The sequence below is a fragment of the Rhodococcus zopfii NBRC 100606 = JCM 9919 genome (assembly GCF_001895025.1).
Taxonomy (GTDB): Bacteria; Actinomycetota; Actinomycetes; order Mycobacteriales; family Mycobacteriaceae; genus Rhodococcus; species Rhodococcus zopfii.
In genome coordinates, this window is record NZ_BCXI01000069.1 from 1 (window position 1) to 13,257 (window position 13,257).

Below are 13,257 nucleotides of genomic sequence, written 5' to 3' on the forward strand. Positions count from 1 at the left end.
TGGGAACTACATCTAGACAGCCCAATTGTTTCGGGCGACATCCGCGAACGTGCCCAGGCGGCATGGTCAGTCCGCGATCAGGGGCCAGAGGTTTTCCGGGCCGGCGGCGCCGGCGATAGCGGCGAGGCGGCGGTCCCAGTAGGTGACCGAACCGAACTCGGCCCGCCACGCCAATGCGGCTCGGGTATACCGGTGTAGGGAGTGCTCGTTCGTGGTGCCGATGGCGCCGTGGACCTGGTGGGCGTTGCGTACGACCGTGGTCGCGGCGTGGCCGACACAGGAGCGCGCGACGGCGATGCGGAAGGGCAGGTCGCGGCCGGACCAGTCGTCGCTGCGGATCGCGGCAGCCAGCGCCGCCTCAGTGGCGGCGCGAGCCAGCGCGCACTCGGCTGCCGCGTCGGCGATCAGGTGCTGCACCGCCTGGAACCGGGCCAATGGGCGACCGAACTGCGTGCGGGCCGTGACATGCTCGCAAGACAGCGCCAGCGCATGGTCCAGTGCCGACGACACCATGATGGCGCGGGTGAGCGCTCCCTTGAGTAGATATCGCTCCACCGCGTCGTCGGTGATCGGTGTGCCCGACATCGTGTCGAGGTCGATCTGCACCCGATCGCGCGGTTCCCCGATCAGGTTGGTACCGGACATGATGTTGAACGACGATGCGGGTACGTCGGCGATAAACCGCTGGTCACCGGCGTGCCACACAGCGAGGATCGACTCGGCGGCCGAGGCCCACGGCACGGCCGCCGCCATGCCCGAGGGATCGAGGATGGCAACGGTGCGGAGCTTCTCATCGGCCGGCAGGCCCGCCTCCTCCAGCAGAGCGCCGGCGAGCAGGTCATGTTCGGCGACAGGGATTCGGACGCCCGCGGCTGCGGCGGCCGACAGCAGCTCAGCGGCCTCCAGCCAGCCTGCCCCGCTCCCACCCGTTTCCGGGGAACCGGTGAGCCGGGTCAGACCGAGCTCGCTGAGCTCCGCCCATAGTGCGGTATCGAGCTCGCAGATCTTGTCAGCGGTCGGCCCACCGACGCCATGCTTGCCGGCGTGCTTGGCGAAGACCGCATGCAATAGGTCCGACAGGTCGGGCTCGACATCGGGAATTATGGTCATCGCAATCCCAGTCCCCGCGCGATCACGCCGCGCAGTATCTCGTTGGTGCCGCCCCGGAGGGTGAAACCGGGGCGTTGGTCCAGGCCGGTGTGGACCAGCTTCTTCCAGTCGTCGTCGCTCTCGTCGCCGGTCAGCAGCGCGGCGGCCTCGGCGATATCGCCTTCGGTGCTGGTGCCGAGCACCTTGACCACCGCGGCGGCCACGTCCGCCCGTTCGCGGCGTTCCAGTGCACCGGCCACGGCCGCCGACATCTGGTGCAGTCCTGCGATGCGACCCACGAGCCGGCCCAGCTCAGGGCCGTTGTCCATTGCGGTCAGCCCCGCCAACAGCGGGAAGGTCGACAGCACGCGTTCGGGGCCGCTGCGCTCGAAGCTCAGCTCCGAGGTGACCTGTTCCCAACCCTGACCGATGGTGCCGAATACCTGGGAGTCGGGAACCAGGACATCGGTGAGGAAGACCTCGTTGAAGTGGTGCTCGCCGCTCATCGAGATGATCGGGCGGACCTGCACTCCGGGCGAGTCCAGATCGACCAGGAACTGGCTGAGACCGGCATGGCGGTTCGTCGCGTCCATAGGCGCGGTGCGCGCCAGGACGATGAACGCGTGGGCCTGATGCGCGCCGGACGTCCAGACTTTCGATCCGTTGATCCGCCAGCCGCCATCGACTCGGGTACCCGTGGTGCGGACGCTGACCAGGTCCGAGCCGGAGTCCGGCTCGCTCATGCCGATGCCGAAGAAGACCTCGCCGCGCGAGATGCCCGGCAGATACTTCTCCTTCTGCTCGTCAGTGCCGTATTTGAGCAGTGAGGGGACGATCTGCCGGTCGGCAATCCAGTGGGCCGCAACCGGCGCGCCGGCGGCGAGCAGTTCTTCGGTCACGACGAATCGTTCCACGAAGGATCGATCGTGGCCCCCGTAGTCGCTTGGCACGGTCATGCCGAGCCAGCCGCGGTCGGCCAGGGCTCGGGTGAAATCTTCGTCCCACGCCGACAGCCAGCTGTCAACACGTGGTGTGTAGTGGCCGGCCGCGCGCTGGTCGGCGAGGAATTCGCGGACTTCCGTGCGGAGCGCAGCGGTCGTGGCCGGATCACCGGAGGTGGGCGGAACCAGGCGCCCCACGTTGGGCGGAATGCTCATTTGGTCCGCCACCTCTCCAGCCGGACCGTGTGCTCGGGGTCGAGGTGGGCCAGTGGCTGCATGGCGGCAGCCATGCCGAGCACGGTCTCGAGCGAACTTGTTCTGGACTCCTGCAACAGCCGCTTGGCCATCCGCAGCGATTCCGAGGGGTTCTCAGCGATGCGTTCGGCGATGTCCATCGCCTCGGAGAGCAGGTCGTCGTGCGGGACCAGCGTGGATATCATGTTCCACTCCTTGGCGGTGGCCGCGTCGATACGTTCGCCGGTGAGGGTCATCAGCGCCGCTCGTTCATAACCGATCGCCTGTGGAAGGAACCAGGTGCCTCCGTCGCCGGGAATGAGACCGATCTGTACGAAGCTCTCGGCGAAGGATGCCTTCTCGGACGCCACTCGGAGGTCGCACATCATCGCCAGGTCGCAGCCGGCGCCGATGGCGGGGCCGTTGACCGCAGCGATGATAGCGACCTCCAGGCGGTCGAGGGCTCGCGGAATTCGCTGGATCGAATCGACGTAGGCACGTCGCTGGGCCCGCGGGTCGAGCCCGAACATCCCCTCCGCGTCAGCCATCTCCTTGACGTTGCCGCCTGATGAGAAGATCTTGCCGGCACCGGTGAGGATTACCGCGCGCACCTCGGTACTCCGGTTGGCCTCGTGGACGGCACGCTCGAAGGCCTCGATGAAATCCAGTCCGGTAATGGCATTACCGACGCCCTGATTGTCGATCGTCCACGTCTGGACGGCACCGGAACTGGTGATGGTAAGTGGGGAAGTCATGGTGAAATCCTTCGTTGGCCGATCGGCGTGAGCAGATCAGCTTGATCACGTGGTGGTGGTGTTCGACATCCTGTTGAAGGCGTCGACCCACATCGCCGGATGCAACCGGTCAGGTCGGCATCTGCAGGGACTTGATCTGCAGGAACTCCTCGTAGCCATACGGGCCGAGTTCGCGACCGAATCCGGACTTCTTGTACCCCCCGAACGGGGCGCGCGGGTTGTATGCGCCGCCGTTGATGTCGAGCTGTCCCGTGCGGATCCGTTTCGCCACGGAAACGGCACGCTCGTCGCTACCGGCCCATACTGCCCCCGACAGCCCGTACGGAGTGCAGTTCGCTATGCGCACCGCGTCGTCGTCACCGGTGTGCGGGATAACCACCAGAACGGGTCCGAAGACCTCTTCCTGGGCTATCTCGGACATCGGGTCGACGTCGGCGAGGATGGTCGGCGCCAGATAGTAGCCGGGTGACAGAATCCGCTCCGAGCCGCCGGTGACGGGCCGGGCACCGGCGGCGAGTGCTCGGTCGATGAAGCCGCGTACCGTTTCGAACTGGCTCGCGGTGGCCGACGGTCCGAGGCGGGTCGACGGATCGGTGGGGTCGCCGACAGTGAATTTGGCGGCAGCCGCGGCCGCGACGTCCAAGGCCTCGCCGTACCGGTCGGCCGGCACCAGCATCCGGGTCCATGCCATGCAGGTCTGGCCGCCGTTGAGGAAGGCGTTGCTGACGCCGACCTTCACCGCTGCGGTCAGGTCGGCGTCATCGAGTATGACGTTGGCCGACTTGCCGCCGAGCTCGAGGGCGACCTTGCTGACCGCCGCACCCGCGACTTCGGCCACACGTGCGCCGGCGCCGGTGGATCCGGTGAACGAGACGAAGTCGACGTCGGGGTGCCCGGCGATCGCCTCGCCGACGACACGGCCCGGGCCGGAGACGAGATTGACGACCCCGGGCGGCAGGTCTGCCTCATGCAGGGCATCAAAGAACGCAAATACCGACAGCGGGGCCTCGTTACTGGGCTTGAGGACGATCGTGCAGCCCGCCGCGACTGCGGGAACCAGCTTGGCGATCACCTGATAGAGCGGGTAGTTCCACGGAGTGATGGCACCGACGACGCCGTAGGGCTCGCGAAGGATCACCGAGTTGCTGATGCGTTCGGTCCTTTCGGGCTGATCGAGCACTTCCAGGATGCCTTCGGCGACGGCCAGCGGAACCTTGGTCTGGACGCTCTCCGCGATGCGGATCGGTGCGCCCATCTCCGCGGTGATCAGGGCTGCGATAGCGGGCAGGTGGCGTTTGGTCGCCTCGATGATCGAGGCGACCCGCCGGCGCCGCTCGACCAGATCCACGTCCGGATCCCAGGCGCGGCGGGCGGCGGTGACCGCACGGTCGACGTCGGCGGCAGTCCCGTGCGGGACATGGCCGATCACCTGCTCGGTGGCCGGATTGACCACTTCTATGACTCCGGCGTGCTCTGCGGGGGCGACCCAGGCACCGTCGATGTAGAGCTCGTTGCGTGCGTGCATGATTCGTTTCTCCCGGTCTGTCACAACACGATGCTGGCGCGGACGTCGCGCTTGGTCTGGGCTGCGGCGAACGCGTCGTTGATCTCCTCGAGTGAGTAGGTGGCGGCGGCGAGCCGGGACAGCGGGATCTTGTCCTGCCATTCCTGGAGGAACTGCAGCGCACGGGAGAGGACGTCGGGCTCGTAAAGCGAAACGCCGATCATCGTCTTGTTGGAGAACACGAATCGGGACGGGTCGAACTCGACGGTCTTACCGAAGTTGATGTTGCCGATCTCGACATAACGTCCGTAGAGGCCGAGCAAGTTGAGCCCCTCGTTGATCGCGGCGGGGATACCGACGACCTCGACGACGACGTCCGCGCCCCGGCCGGAGGTCAAACCCCGCACCAGCTTGGCGCGGTCCTTGGCCTCGGGAACCTCGGTGAGGTCGATGACGTGGTCGGCACCGAAGGCGGTCGCCAGCTCCAGCCGCTCGGCGACCCCGTCGATGGCGATGACGAGCGAGGCACCGCGAGCCTTGGCGACCGCCACCGCGTAGAGGCCCAGTGCGCCGGCTCCCTGCACGACCACCGTGTCGCCGAAGGTCTGATTCGCCCGTTCCAAGCCGTACATGACCTGTGAGAGTGCGCAATTCGCACCGGAGGCCAGGTCGTCGGACAGCGAATCGGGGACGCGGTACACGACGGCGCCGGCTGGCAGGACGAAGTAGTCGGCGTAGCCGCCGACGAAGTACGGTGGTTCGTCGGCCTGTCCCAGCATCGCCATGGACAGGTTTTCGCAGGCGGTACGGTGCCCGCGCAGGCACTGGTAGCAGCGGTGGCAGGAGAAGAAATAGGGGAAGACCACGCGGTCGTCCTCCGACAGTGTGTGACCGTCGGAATCGGCGGTGACGCCCTCGCCGAGCTGGGCGATGGCGCCGACCATTTCGTGGCCCAGCACCGTCGGGAGCCGGCCGCCGAGACCCCTGGTGTTGAAGGTCCCGTGCCAGGCGTGCAGGTCGGAGCCGCAGATGTTGGTGCGCTTGACCTTGATCAGGATCTCACCCGGACCGACGCCGTCGAGAGAGGCTTCGGTGAGAGTGAAAGGCTGGCCAGGAGCGTCGAATCTGGCGATGCGACCGGTGAACATGGGAGTCCTTAAGTTTGTAGGTGCAGTTACTTCGTGAGAGTTACGTTGAGCTGTAACCCGGGTGGATCGGGAGAGGTTGCATGGGTTTTGCTGGCTTTCGGGTGTGGCTTGAAAGGACTGACCACCCGACCCATCTGGACACCTCGGACCGCTGATTGAGATCTGCGATGTGATCGCTTGTTTAAGGAAATGCCGGCGGGGTCGTCCATCGGGGCCAGGTTGGAACACAAGCGAAAACGAGGAGATCGATGACCGATTCGCACCTGTGGGCAGGAATCGATGTCGGCAAGGAACATCACTGGATATGCGTCCTCGACGCCTCCGGTGAGGTCGTGCTGTCGCGTCGATTCGCCAACGACGAGAAAGAAATCATCTCGGTGATCACTGACACCGAATCCCTCGGCGATTCGGTGTCGTGGACGGTGGATCTGACCACCGTCTACGCGACCTTGCTGTTGACCGTCCTCACGAAGGCCGGCACACCTGTGCGCTATCTGTCCGGGCGTTCGGTCTGGCAGGCCTCGACGGTCTACCGCGGCGGCGAGGCCAAAACCGACGCCAGGGACGCCCGGGTAATCGCAGATCAGTCCCGCATGCGCTCCGACCTGCCCGTGTTGCATCCCGATGACGAGTTGATCCGCGAGTTGCAGATGCTCACCGGCCACCGCGCCGATCTCGTCGCCGACCGCACCCGCACCATCAACCGCCTGCGTCAGCAACTCGTCGCTGTGTGTCCCGGACTCGAACGTGTCGCGCAGATCTCCTCGGATCGGGGTTGGGTGGTGCTGCTGACCCGGTACCAGCGACCCAAAGCGATCCGCCGTGCGGGGGCAGCACGGCTGGCCACGATGCTCGCCGGCTCCGGGGTGCGCAATGCGGAGTCGATTGCTCAGGCCGCGGTCGCTGCGGCGAAAGCGCAGACGGTGCGGCTCCCCGGCGAAGATATCGCTGCCGAACTGGTGGCCGAGTTGGCGCAGGGGGTGATCGACCTCGACGTGCGAGTCAGAGCCGCTGACGCTGCGATCGAGGCTCGATTTCGTCGGCACCCTCTGGCCGAGGCGATTGTGAGTCTGCCTGGAATAGGGTTCTGTCTCGGCGCCGAATTTCTCTCGGCTGTCGGTGATCCGGCGCTGATCGGATCGGCCGATCGACTCGCGGCGTGGGCCGGTTTGGTGCCGAGACCCAAAGATTCGGGTAAACGCACCGGACGCCTGCACACTCCGCAGCGTTACAGCAGGCGTCTGCGCCGGGTGATGTACATGTCGGCGCTCACTGCGGCCCGTTGTGACCCTGTTTCGCGTGCCTACTACACGCGCAAACGGGCCGAAGGTAAGCGCCCGATCCAGGCAACGATCTGCTTGGCGCGGCGTCGCGTCGATGTCCTCTACGCACTCATCCGCGACAACCGCACCTGGCAACCGGACGCGCCGGTCGCCACGGTTGCGGCTTGACAGGATCATTGAGAGTCCTTTCGGGAGGAGGTCGAGATGAGGAGTGGCGGGAGACGGTCAGTTCGCGCCGCGGCGTCCGACTTTCGCGGTGAGGACGTAGCCGGCCGACCGGCCCTGGGCGAAGTCAGGCAGTGTGGTGTCGTTGTTGACCAGGAACAGGATGTCGTTGTCGGGGCCGCCGAAGGTCAGCGCCACGCCCCAGCCCTTCTCGACGAGAATCCGGTCGGTGATCTCACCGCCTTCCTCCACCCGGTAGAAGCCGCTCTCGGGACCCTCGGTGAGGGCATTGGCATACCAGACGCCGCCATCGGAGTCGACGGTCATGCCGTCGGGATTGTGGGTTTCGGGCAGTTGGGCCCAGGTGCGGTAGTCGGTGAGGCTGCCGTCTGGCTGCACCTGGAATGCTGAGATCTTGTGCGCGAGGGTTTCCGAGAGCAGTAGGGTGGTGCCGTCCGGGAGCAGTTCCGCGCCGTTCGGAAACAGAACATCGCCCGGCTCGGCCGACACCGTGCCATCCGGGGTGACATGGATCAGGTTGGTGGTTTCGGGGTCGGCGCCGCCGGCCAGATCAAACCCGAAGTTGCCGATGTAGCAGTGGCCGTTCACGACACGCATGTCGTTCGCGTCGCCACCGCAGTACTTGGACAAATCGGCGAACTCGGTGATGGTGCCATTGGGATCGCGGCGCAGCAGCTTGTGGTCGTGCTGGGAGACGATCAAGATCCCGCCGTCGTCGGTGAAGCCGAGGCCGGATGGCGAGTTGGGAACATCTGCGATCTTCGTCCAGGCGCCGGTTGTCGGGTCCATCGTGATGACGCGCCCGTTGAAGAAGTCGCTCAGGTAGAGGGTGCCATTGTGGAAGCGGGGTGACTCCAGAAAGCCGTGGCCGCTGCTGAGCTTGCTGTAGAAATGGTCGGTGACCATCATTCTCCTCCGGGGGTAGTGATGAGTGTTGAGGTGTCAACGCGATCAGACGTACTCGTTGCGAAGCCGTTTCTTGTCGAATTTCCCGACGCTGGTCTTGGGCAACTCGGTGATGACCTCGAAGCGGTCCGGAACCCAGAACGAGGGGAATCGCTTCTTCAGGAACAGCTTGAGTTCGTCGGGGGAAACCGTGTCGGACAGGACGACGAAGGCGACGGGCCGCTCGATCCATTTCGGATCCGGCGCGCCGACCACCGAGGCTTCTATGACCTTCGGGTGGGCGATCAGGGCGTTCTCCAGCTCGACCGAGGAGATCCACTCGCCGCCGCTCTTGATCAGGTCCTTGGCGCGGTCGACGATCGTCAGATAGCCGTCCTGGGTCATCGTCGCGATGTCGCCAGTGCGGAACCAGCCGTCGGTGAAGCTCCCTGCAGAGCGGGGATCGTTGTAGTACTCACGGATCACCCACGGTGCCCGGACGAGAACCTCGCCTGGGGTCTTTCCATCCCACGGCGCTTCGGATTCGTCCTCGCGGACCAGCTTGATCTCGACGAGTGGGAGCGGCTGCCCCTGCGTGCTGAAGATCTCGAACCTGGCGTCCTCGTCGAGGTCCTGGTTGGTGGACGTCAGCCCGGAAAAGGTCAGCACGGGGGAGGCCTCGGTCATGCCCCATGCCTGGGTGATGTGGATGCCGTGAGCTTGTTTCCACCATTTCATCTCGACGACGGGAGGTGCCTGACCGCCCAGCCACATCGTGTGCAACGAAGAGATGTCATAGTCGCTGGGGTGCTCCTCCAGTGCGCGGCGGATCAACATACCGACCGTGACTGCCCCGACGAAGACGGTGGGTGCGGCGTCTTCGATGACCTTCAAATAGTCCGCACCCACTGGGTGATCGCCGGGCAGGACGATGGTGGCGCCCTGCAGAACACAGGCGAAGGGCATGCCCCAGGAGTTCACATGTGACAGCGGCGTGACCAGCAGGTATCGCTCTTTCTCGCTCACCCCGATGGTGCCGGTGGTGCACAGCCCGAGGGCGTGCAAAACGGTGCTGCGGTGGCTGTAGACCACGCCCTTCGGGTCGCCGGTCGTGCCCGATGAATAACACATCGAAGCTGCGGTGTTCTCGTCCAGATCCGGGTAGTCGTACTCGTCGGAGGCTTCGGCCATCAGGTCGGTGTAGGCGAGTACCGGTACACACAGTTCAACGTCGGCGGGCGCCTCGCCGTCGAGGACGACGACGGTCCGCACATCGGCGAGCCGACCGGTAAGACGCGCCAGAAGTGGGAGCTGGTCACTGCTGACCAGTAGCACGGTGTCGCCGGCGTGAGCGATGGTGTACGCGATCTGATCGTCGGACAGCCGAGTATTGACGGTGTGCAGAACGGCACCCATACAGGGGACCGCATAGTAGGCGACGAGATGCTCGGCCGTGTTCCAGGCGAGAGTGCCGACGCGGTCGCCGAACGTGACGCCCAGCCCGGCAAGGACGTTCGACAGCTTGCGAGCACGCCGGCCGAGTTCGGTGAAGGTGAAGGCATCGAAGGCGTCGCCGGTGCGGGCGATGATTTCTTTGTGACCGTAGAGACGTTCCGCACGCCACAGCAGAGTCTTGATCTGAAGCGGCACGTCCATCATCAGGCTTTGCACGAGGAGCTCCTTGAGGTGGGGACACTCGATGGAGGGGAGCCGCCGTGGTGACTCCCCTCCATCGGAGATCAGGCCTTGACGAACTCCGGGTAGCCGTTGGCTGCGGAGGCGTTGACCTCTTCGAGGAACGCCGGGAGGCCGGCGGGCCACATGAGCATCTGCACCTTCTTGCCCGGGATGTTGGCGGCCATGTACCAGGACGCGGCCCGGTCGAACAGCGCCATCTCGCAGACCTCGTCGATCTTCTGCTGCCAGACCTGCTCGGCCTCGCGGGTGGCCTCGACCCGCTGGATATCGTTCTTCATCAGGTGATCGAGGAAGTTGACGACCCACTCACCCTGTGCCTCGGCGTTGGTCGGGCCGTTGCAGAAGGCCGACGGGCTCTGGGGGCCGTAGACGAACATCAGATTCGGAAAGCCGGCGGTCGCGGCGCCGAGAGCGGTGTGGGCACCGTCCCTGAACGAGTCGGCGAACGATTCACCCTGCGCATTGCGGATATCGATCTGAGTGATGCCGCCGGTGACCGCGTCGAAGCCGGTCGCCAGCACGATGAGGTCGAACTCGTGCTCGACACCATCGGCTGTGACGATGCCCTTGGTGGTCACACGGTCAATCGGGTTGTTTCGCAGGTTGACCAGGCTGACGTTGTCCTGACTGTAGATCTCGAAGTAATTCTGCTCGAGTGACGGACGCTTGACACCGAAGGGGTGCGGGGGCTCGGTCGGGGCCAGATCCTCCCAGAGATCCTCGCGTGTGATCCGCTTGCGGGTTTCATCGCGCCAGAATCTGTAGAAGGCGCGGTTGCTGTCCTCGTTGAACAAGAGGTCGTTGAAGTTGCCCAGCCACGGCACGAAGCCGCCGATATCCCACAGCCGCTGGAACTCGGCATCTCGCTCCTCGGGGGTGACGTCGGCGGCGCCTTTGTCGAGGAAATCGAAGTCGAAGCCGGCGAAGTGGTGGTTGCGCCGCGCCATTCGCTCGGGGTAGGTCTCTTTGTCTTTCGCATTCTCCTCATCGGTCAACTTCCGTTGGCGCATCGGCAGTGCGATCATCGGAGTCCGCTGGAAGACGGTCAGAGCCTCGGCAACCGGGGCGCTCTCCTGAGCTACCTGCACACCGGAGGCTCCGGTGCCGATGACAGCGATACGCTTGCCTGCCAGGTCGATACCCTCCTGTGGCCAGCGTGCGGTGTGATAGCACTCGCCCTTGAAGTTCTCCAGGCCGGGGATCTCTGGAATGTACGGTTTTGAACCGAATCCGGTGCACAGCAGGAAGTAGCGGGCCGAGATGTCCTTGCGTTCGCCGGTCTCGGTGTTCTCGGTGTGCACCAGCCAGCGCTTGGTGTCCTCATTGAACTCCGCGCCGGTGACCTGGGTGTTGAACGAGATGTCCTTGGACAGGTTCAGCTTCTCGTCGACGTGCTTGAAGTAGGCCCGTACCTCGGACCAGTCCGGGTACAGCTCGGAGAAGTTCCAGTCACGCCACAGCTCCTCGTCGGAGAACTGATACATCGGGCCCCATGTGTCCACCCGGGCGCCGGGGTAGCAGTTCCAGTACCAGACGCCGCCGAGACCCCCGGCCGACTCGACCGCGTGCACGTCGTAACCGAGCTTGCGCAGTTTGTCGAGCTGATACAGACCCGCGAATCCTGCGCCGACGATCAGTACATCGCGTTGCTCAATGGACATTTCGAATCTCCTTCGTTCTTGCCGCTGGGGCCGTGAGGACGATCATTGCGACCTGCGACACACTGGAGCCGTTTCATTGCGAGACACCCGCGCCGGATGCCTCGCAGAAGGAGAAGCTGACTATTTCGGCTGGTCACGGAGATCTGATCGTGTTGGGCGCGGCCCGCCCGCGGCTCGTCCGGACGCATTACCTGTCTCATGACGAGACACTGATGTGAGATGCAACACCCTGATGCCTCTTCGGGGATGGCAAGCGCCGCCTTCGACGCGGAGCGGTTCAAACGTCTCATCGACCAGCCGTTCGTCGTCGCCGGGGTGCACCGCCACCCGGGCGAGCAGCTGCGCGGTGCGCCGCACCCCGTTCTTGCCGCCACGGAACGCCAACAGGATCCCGACCCGCTCTCGTCGCTATCGGTGTTCTCGGCTGAAGATTGGGGAAGGTGGGAGTGCACATCATCCATCAGAGATGTTCTAGTGCAATGGATTTAGCGAGATCGCGGCGTTGCTGGCGGTGCTCGATGCGTCCCTCGACGCCATCGACGAAGAAGATGTGGAGCTGGGGGTGTGATGCGTTCGGTGGGAGGTGTCCACATGCAGCGTGACGGTGCCCGCCGATTTCACGCTGGAGGACGCGGACCTCGGTGATGCGGGAGGGGGGGTCGGGTGTGGCTTGTGGTGTGGTTGATTCGGGGTGGGGGTCCGGGCCTGTTGGTTCGTGGTGGTGTCGCGGTCGAATCTCCTGATCAAGAATTCGTCTATCCCCCCTTTACTTGAAAAGTAAAGGGGGGATAGACTTATAGTGTGAAGAGAACGGACCTCCTCAAGGAGTTGCGGGACTATGCCAAGGCCAACGGCCTCGAGTTCAGCGAGACCGAAGGTGGCAACCACACCAAGGTGGTGTTGGGCGGGCGTCGGACGGTGGTTGCCCGGCATACCGAGATCCCGGACCTGCTGGTGAAGAAGATCCGCAAGCAGCTGGAGATCCCGGCTCCGAGCAAGGGCGCGAAAGGGGCGAAATGATGAAGGTGACGGCAAAGGCCGTGCGTGACGGCGGGTGGTGGGTCGTGGAGGTGCCGGAGGTGGACGGCGCGTTCACCCAGGCTCGCAGGCTCGACCAGATCCCGGCGATGGTTGCCGATGCGGTGGGTCTGCTCGAAGATGTGCCGGCCGAGGACGTCGAGGTGGACCTCGATGTCGATCTCGGCGATCCGGCTGTGCTCGAGGAAGTCCGCAGGGCTCGTGTGCAGGTCGAGGCGGCGGCCCGGGCTCAGGAGGAGGCGGCGCGTGTGTCGCGTGCGGCGGTGGCGCATCTGCGTCATGGTGTGAAGTTGTCGGTTCGGGATACCGCTGTGGTGTTGGGGGTGAGTCCGCAGCGGGTTTCTCAGCTCGACCGCGCCGTCGGTTAGACCGTTCACCGCAGCTGTTCGGCCCCTGCACCCTTCTTCGGGTGCGGGGGCCGTGTGCGTCTGTTGCTGTTTCAGGGGAGGGGGTCGAATCCTGCGTGGCCACCGGTGGGGACGTCCCGGATCGCGCGCGCCTGTGGCGGTCGGCCGGACGCTGGTCGGCGGTTGCGGGGTCGTGCCGATCCCGGGGACGTGTCATCGGGCAGCTACCCGTCGACGTGGCTCGGTAGAAGCTTTGAGTCAGCCCCTCAGTGTTGGTCTGAGGGGCTGACTCGGTGGGGTGGTTTATGAGGATCCGAAGATTGGCGGGAGGGTAGGTGCTGGCTGCGGCTGGGGTCCTACCCAGATCTCGAACTGGACTCTTTCTGATAGTTGTCCGGGTGACCACATCCATCCGCCTCCGTGGCTGAGCTGGCCGCAGAGTCCGAAGAGGCTGTACTGGCCTTGGGGCAGGTCGCCTCGGGTGATGG

Annotated in this window: 12 protein-coding genes; 4 read left to right on the plus strand and 8 right to left on the minus strand. The window is 64.9% G+C overall.

Going from position 1 to position 13,257, the window contains the following annotated elements:
- Positions 1-66: 66 nt before the first annotated feature.
- The 5 genes from RZ1_RS28130 to RZ1_RS28150 all read right to left on the minus strand — a co-directional run bounded on the left by RZ1_RS28130 (position 67) and on the right by RZ1_RS28150 (position 5,671).
- A complete protein-coding gene (locus RZ1_RS28130; protein WP_072816105.1) occupies positions 67-1,110 on the minus strand; it encodes an acyl-CoA dehydrogenase family protein in 1,044 nt (347 codons plus the stop codon).
- On the minus strand, positions 1,107-2,246 hold the full coding sequence (locus RZ1_RS28135) for an acyl-CoA dehydrogenase family protein (protein ID WP_072816107.1): 1,140 nt from the start codon (positions 2,244-2,246) through the stop codon (positions 1,107-1,109). Before RZ1_RS28135 ends, RZ1_RS28130 begins: the two co-directional genes overlap by 4 nt.
- The gene (locus RZ1_RS28140; RefSeq protein WP_072816109.1) at positions 2,243-3,019 is read right to left on the minus strand and encodes an enoyl-CoA hydratase-related protein; all 777 of its coding nucleotides are present in this window, start codon (positions 3,017-3,019) and stop codon (positions 2,243-2,245) included. The genes RZ1_RS28135 and RZ1_RS28140 overlap by 4 nt, the downstream gene beginning before the upstream one ends.
- Before the next feature lie 109 nt (positions 3,020-3,128).
- Entirely contained in the window at positions 3,129-4,544 is a 1,416-nt protein-coding gene (locus tag RZ1_RS28145) for an aldehyde dehydrogenase family protein (RefSeq protein WP_072816111.1), read from the minus strand.
- Between the two features lie 20 nt (positions 4,545-4,564).
- Positions 4,565-5,671, minus strand: a complete 1,107-nt coding sequence (locus RZ1_RS28150) for a zinc-binding dehydrogenase (RefSeq protein ID WP_072816112.1) — start codon at positions 5,669-5,671, stop codon at positions 4,565-4,567.
- Positions 5,672-5,919: 248 nt separating this feature from the next.
- On the opposite strand from RZ1_RS28150, the gene RZ1_RS28155 reads away from it, so the two are divergent.
- A complete protein-coding gene (locus RZ1_RS28155) occupies positions 5,920-7,122 on the plus strand; it encodes an IS110 family RNA-guided transposase (protein WP_072816114.1) in 1,203 nt (400 codons plus the stop codon).
- Between the two features lie 57 nt (positions 7,123-7,179).
- On the opposite strand, the gene RZ1_RS28160 is transcribed toward RZ1_RS28155, so the two are convergent.
- The 3 genes from RZ1_RS28160 to RZ1_RS28170 all read right to left on the minus strand — a co-directional run bounded on the left by RZ1_RS28160 (position 7,180) and on the right by RZ1_RS28170 (position 11,384).
- Positions 7,180-8,049 (minus strand): SMP-30/gluconolactonase/LRE family protein, encoded by an 870-nt coding sequence (locus tag RZ1_RS28160; RefSeq protein ID WP_238072136.1) that lies wholly within the window; start codon positions 8,047-8,049, stop codon positions 7,180-7,182.
- Positions 8,050-8,091: 42 nt separating this feature from the next.
- Positions 8,092-9,696: a long-chain fatty acid--CoA ligase gene (locus tag RZ1_RS28165; RefSeq protein WP_218020499.1), complete on the minus strand. Its 1,605-nt coding sequence runs from the start codon at positions 9,694-9,696 to the stop codon at positions 8,092-8,094.
- Between the two features lie 68 nt (positions 9,697-9,764).
- Positions 9,765-11,384 (minus strand): flavin-containing monooxygenase, encoded by a 1,620-nt coding sequence (locus RZ1_RS28170; protein ID WP_072816117.1) that lies wholly within the window; start codon positions 11,382-11,384, stop codon positions 9,765-9,767.
- 246 nt (positions 11,385-11,630) lie between these two features.
- Here RZ1_RS28170 and RZ1_RS28180 point away from each other — a divergent pair, with 246 nt between their 5' ends.
- The 3 genes from RZ1_RS28180 to RZ1_RS28190 all read left to right on the plus strand — a co-directional run bounded on the left by RZ1_RS28180 (position 11,631) and on the right by RZ1_RS28190 (position 12,790).
- Positions 11,631-11,873: a hypothetical protein gene (locus RZ1_RS28180; protein ID WP_139282043.1), complete on the plus strand. Its 243-nt coding sequence runs from the start codon at positions 11,631-11,633 to the stop codon at positions 11,871-11,873.
- Positions 11,874-12,185: 312 nt separating this feature from the next.
- Positions 12,186-12,404 (plus strand): hypothetical protein, encoded by a 219-nt coding sequence (locus tag RZ1_RS28185; protein WP_072816123.1) that lies wholly within the window; start codon positions 12,186-12,188, stop codon positions 12,402-12,404.
- On the plus strand, positions 12,404-12,790 hold the full coding sequence (locus RZ1_RS28190; RefSeq protein WP_072816125.1) for a type II toxin-antitoxin system HicB family antitoxin: 387 nt from the start codon (positions 12,404-12,406) through the stop codon (positions 12,788-12,790). The genes RZ1_RS28185 and RZ1_RS28190 overlap by 1 nt, the downstream gene beginning before the upstream one ends.
- Positions 12,791-13,257: the final 467 nt, after the last annotated feature.

Excerpts from the sequence above, each read along its gene's own strand:
- RZ1_RS28135 (WP_072816107.1), bottom strand. The coding sequence starts at position 2,246 with ATGAGCATTCCGCCCAACGTGGGGCGCCTGGTTCCGCCCACCTCCGGT.
- RZ1_RS28145 (WP_072816111.1), bottom strand. The coding sequence starts at position 4,544 with ATGCACGCACGCAACGAGCTCTACATCGACGGTGCCTGGGTCGCCCCC.
- RZ1_RS28130 (WP_072816105.1), bottom strand. The coding sequence starts at position 1,110 with ATGACCATAATTCCCGATGTCGAGCCCGACCTGTCGGACCTATTGCAT.
- RZ1_RS28160 (WP_238072136.1), bottom strand. The coding sequence starts at position 8,049 with ATGATGGTCACCGACCATTTCTACAGCAAGCTCAGCAGCGGCCACGGC.
- RZ1_RS28170 (WP_072816117.1), bottom strand. The coding sequence starts at position 11,384 with ATGTCCATTGAGCAACGCGATGTACTGATCGTCGGCGCAGGATTCGCG.
- RZ1_RS28150 (WP_072816112.1), bottom strand. The coding sequence starts at position 5,671 with ATGTTCACCGGTCGCATCGCCAGATTCGACGCTCCTGGCCAGCCTTTC.
- RZ1_RS28180 (WP_139282043.1), top strand. The coding sequence starts at position 11,631 with ATGGCAAGCGCCGCCTTCGACGCGGAGCGGTTCAAACGTCTCATCGAC.
- RZ1_RS28155 (WP_072816114.1), top strand. The coding sequence starts at position 5,920 with ATGACCGATTCGCACCTGTGGGCAGGAATCGATGTCGGCAAGGAACAT.
- RZ1_RS28140 (WP_072816109.1), bottom strand. The coding sequence starts at position 3,019 with ATGACTTCCCCACTTACCATCACCAGTTCCGGTGCCGTCCAGACGTGG.
- RZ1_RS28190 (WP_072816125.1), top strand. The coding sequence starts at position 12,404 with ATGAAGGTGACGGCAAAGGCCGTGCGTGACGGCGGGTGGTGGGTCGTG.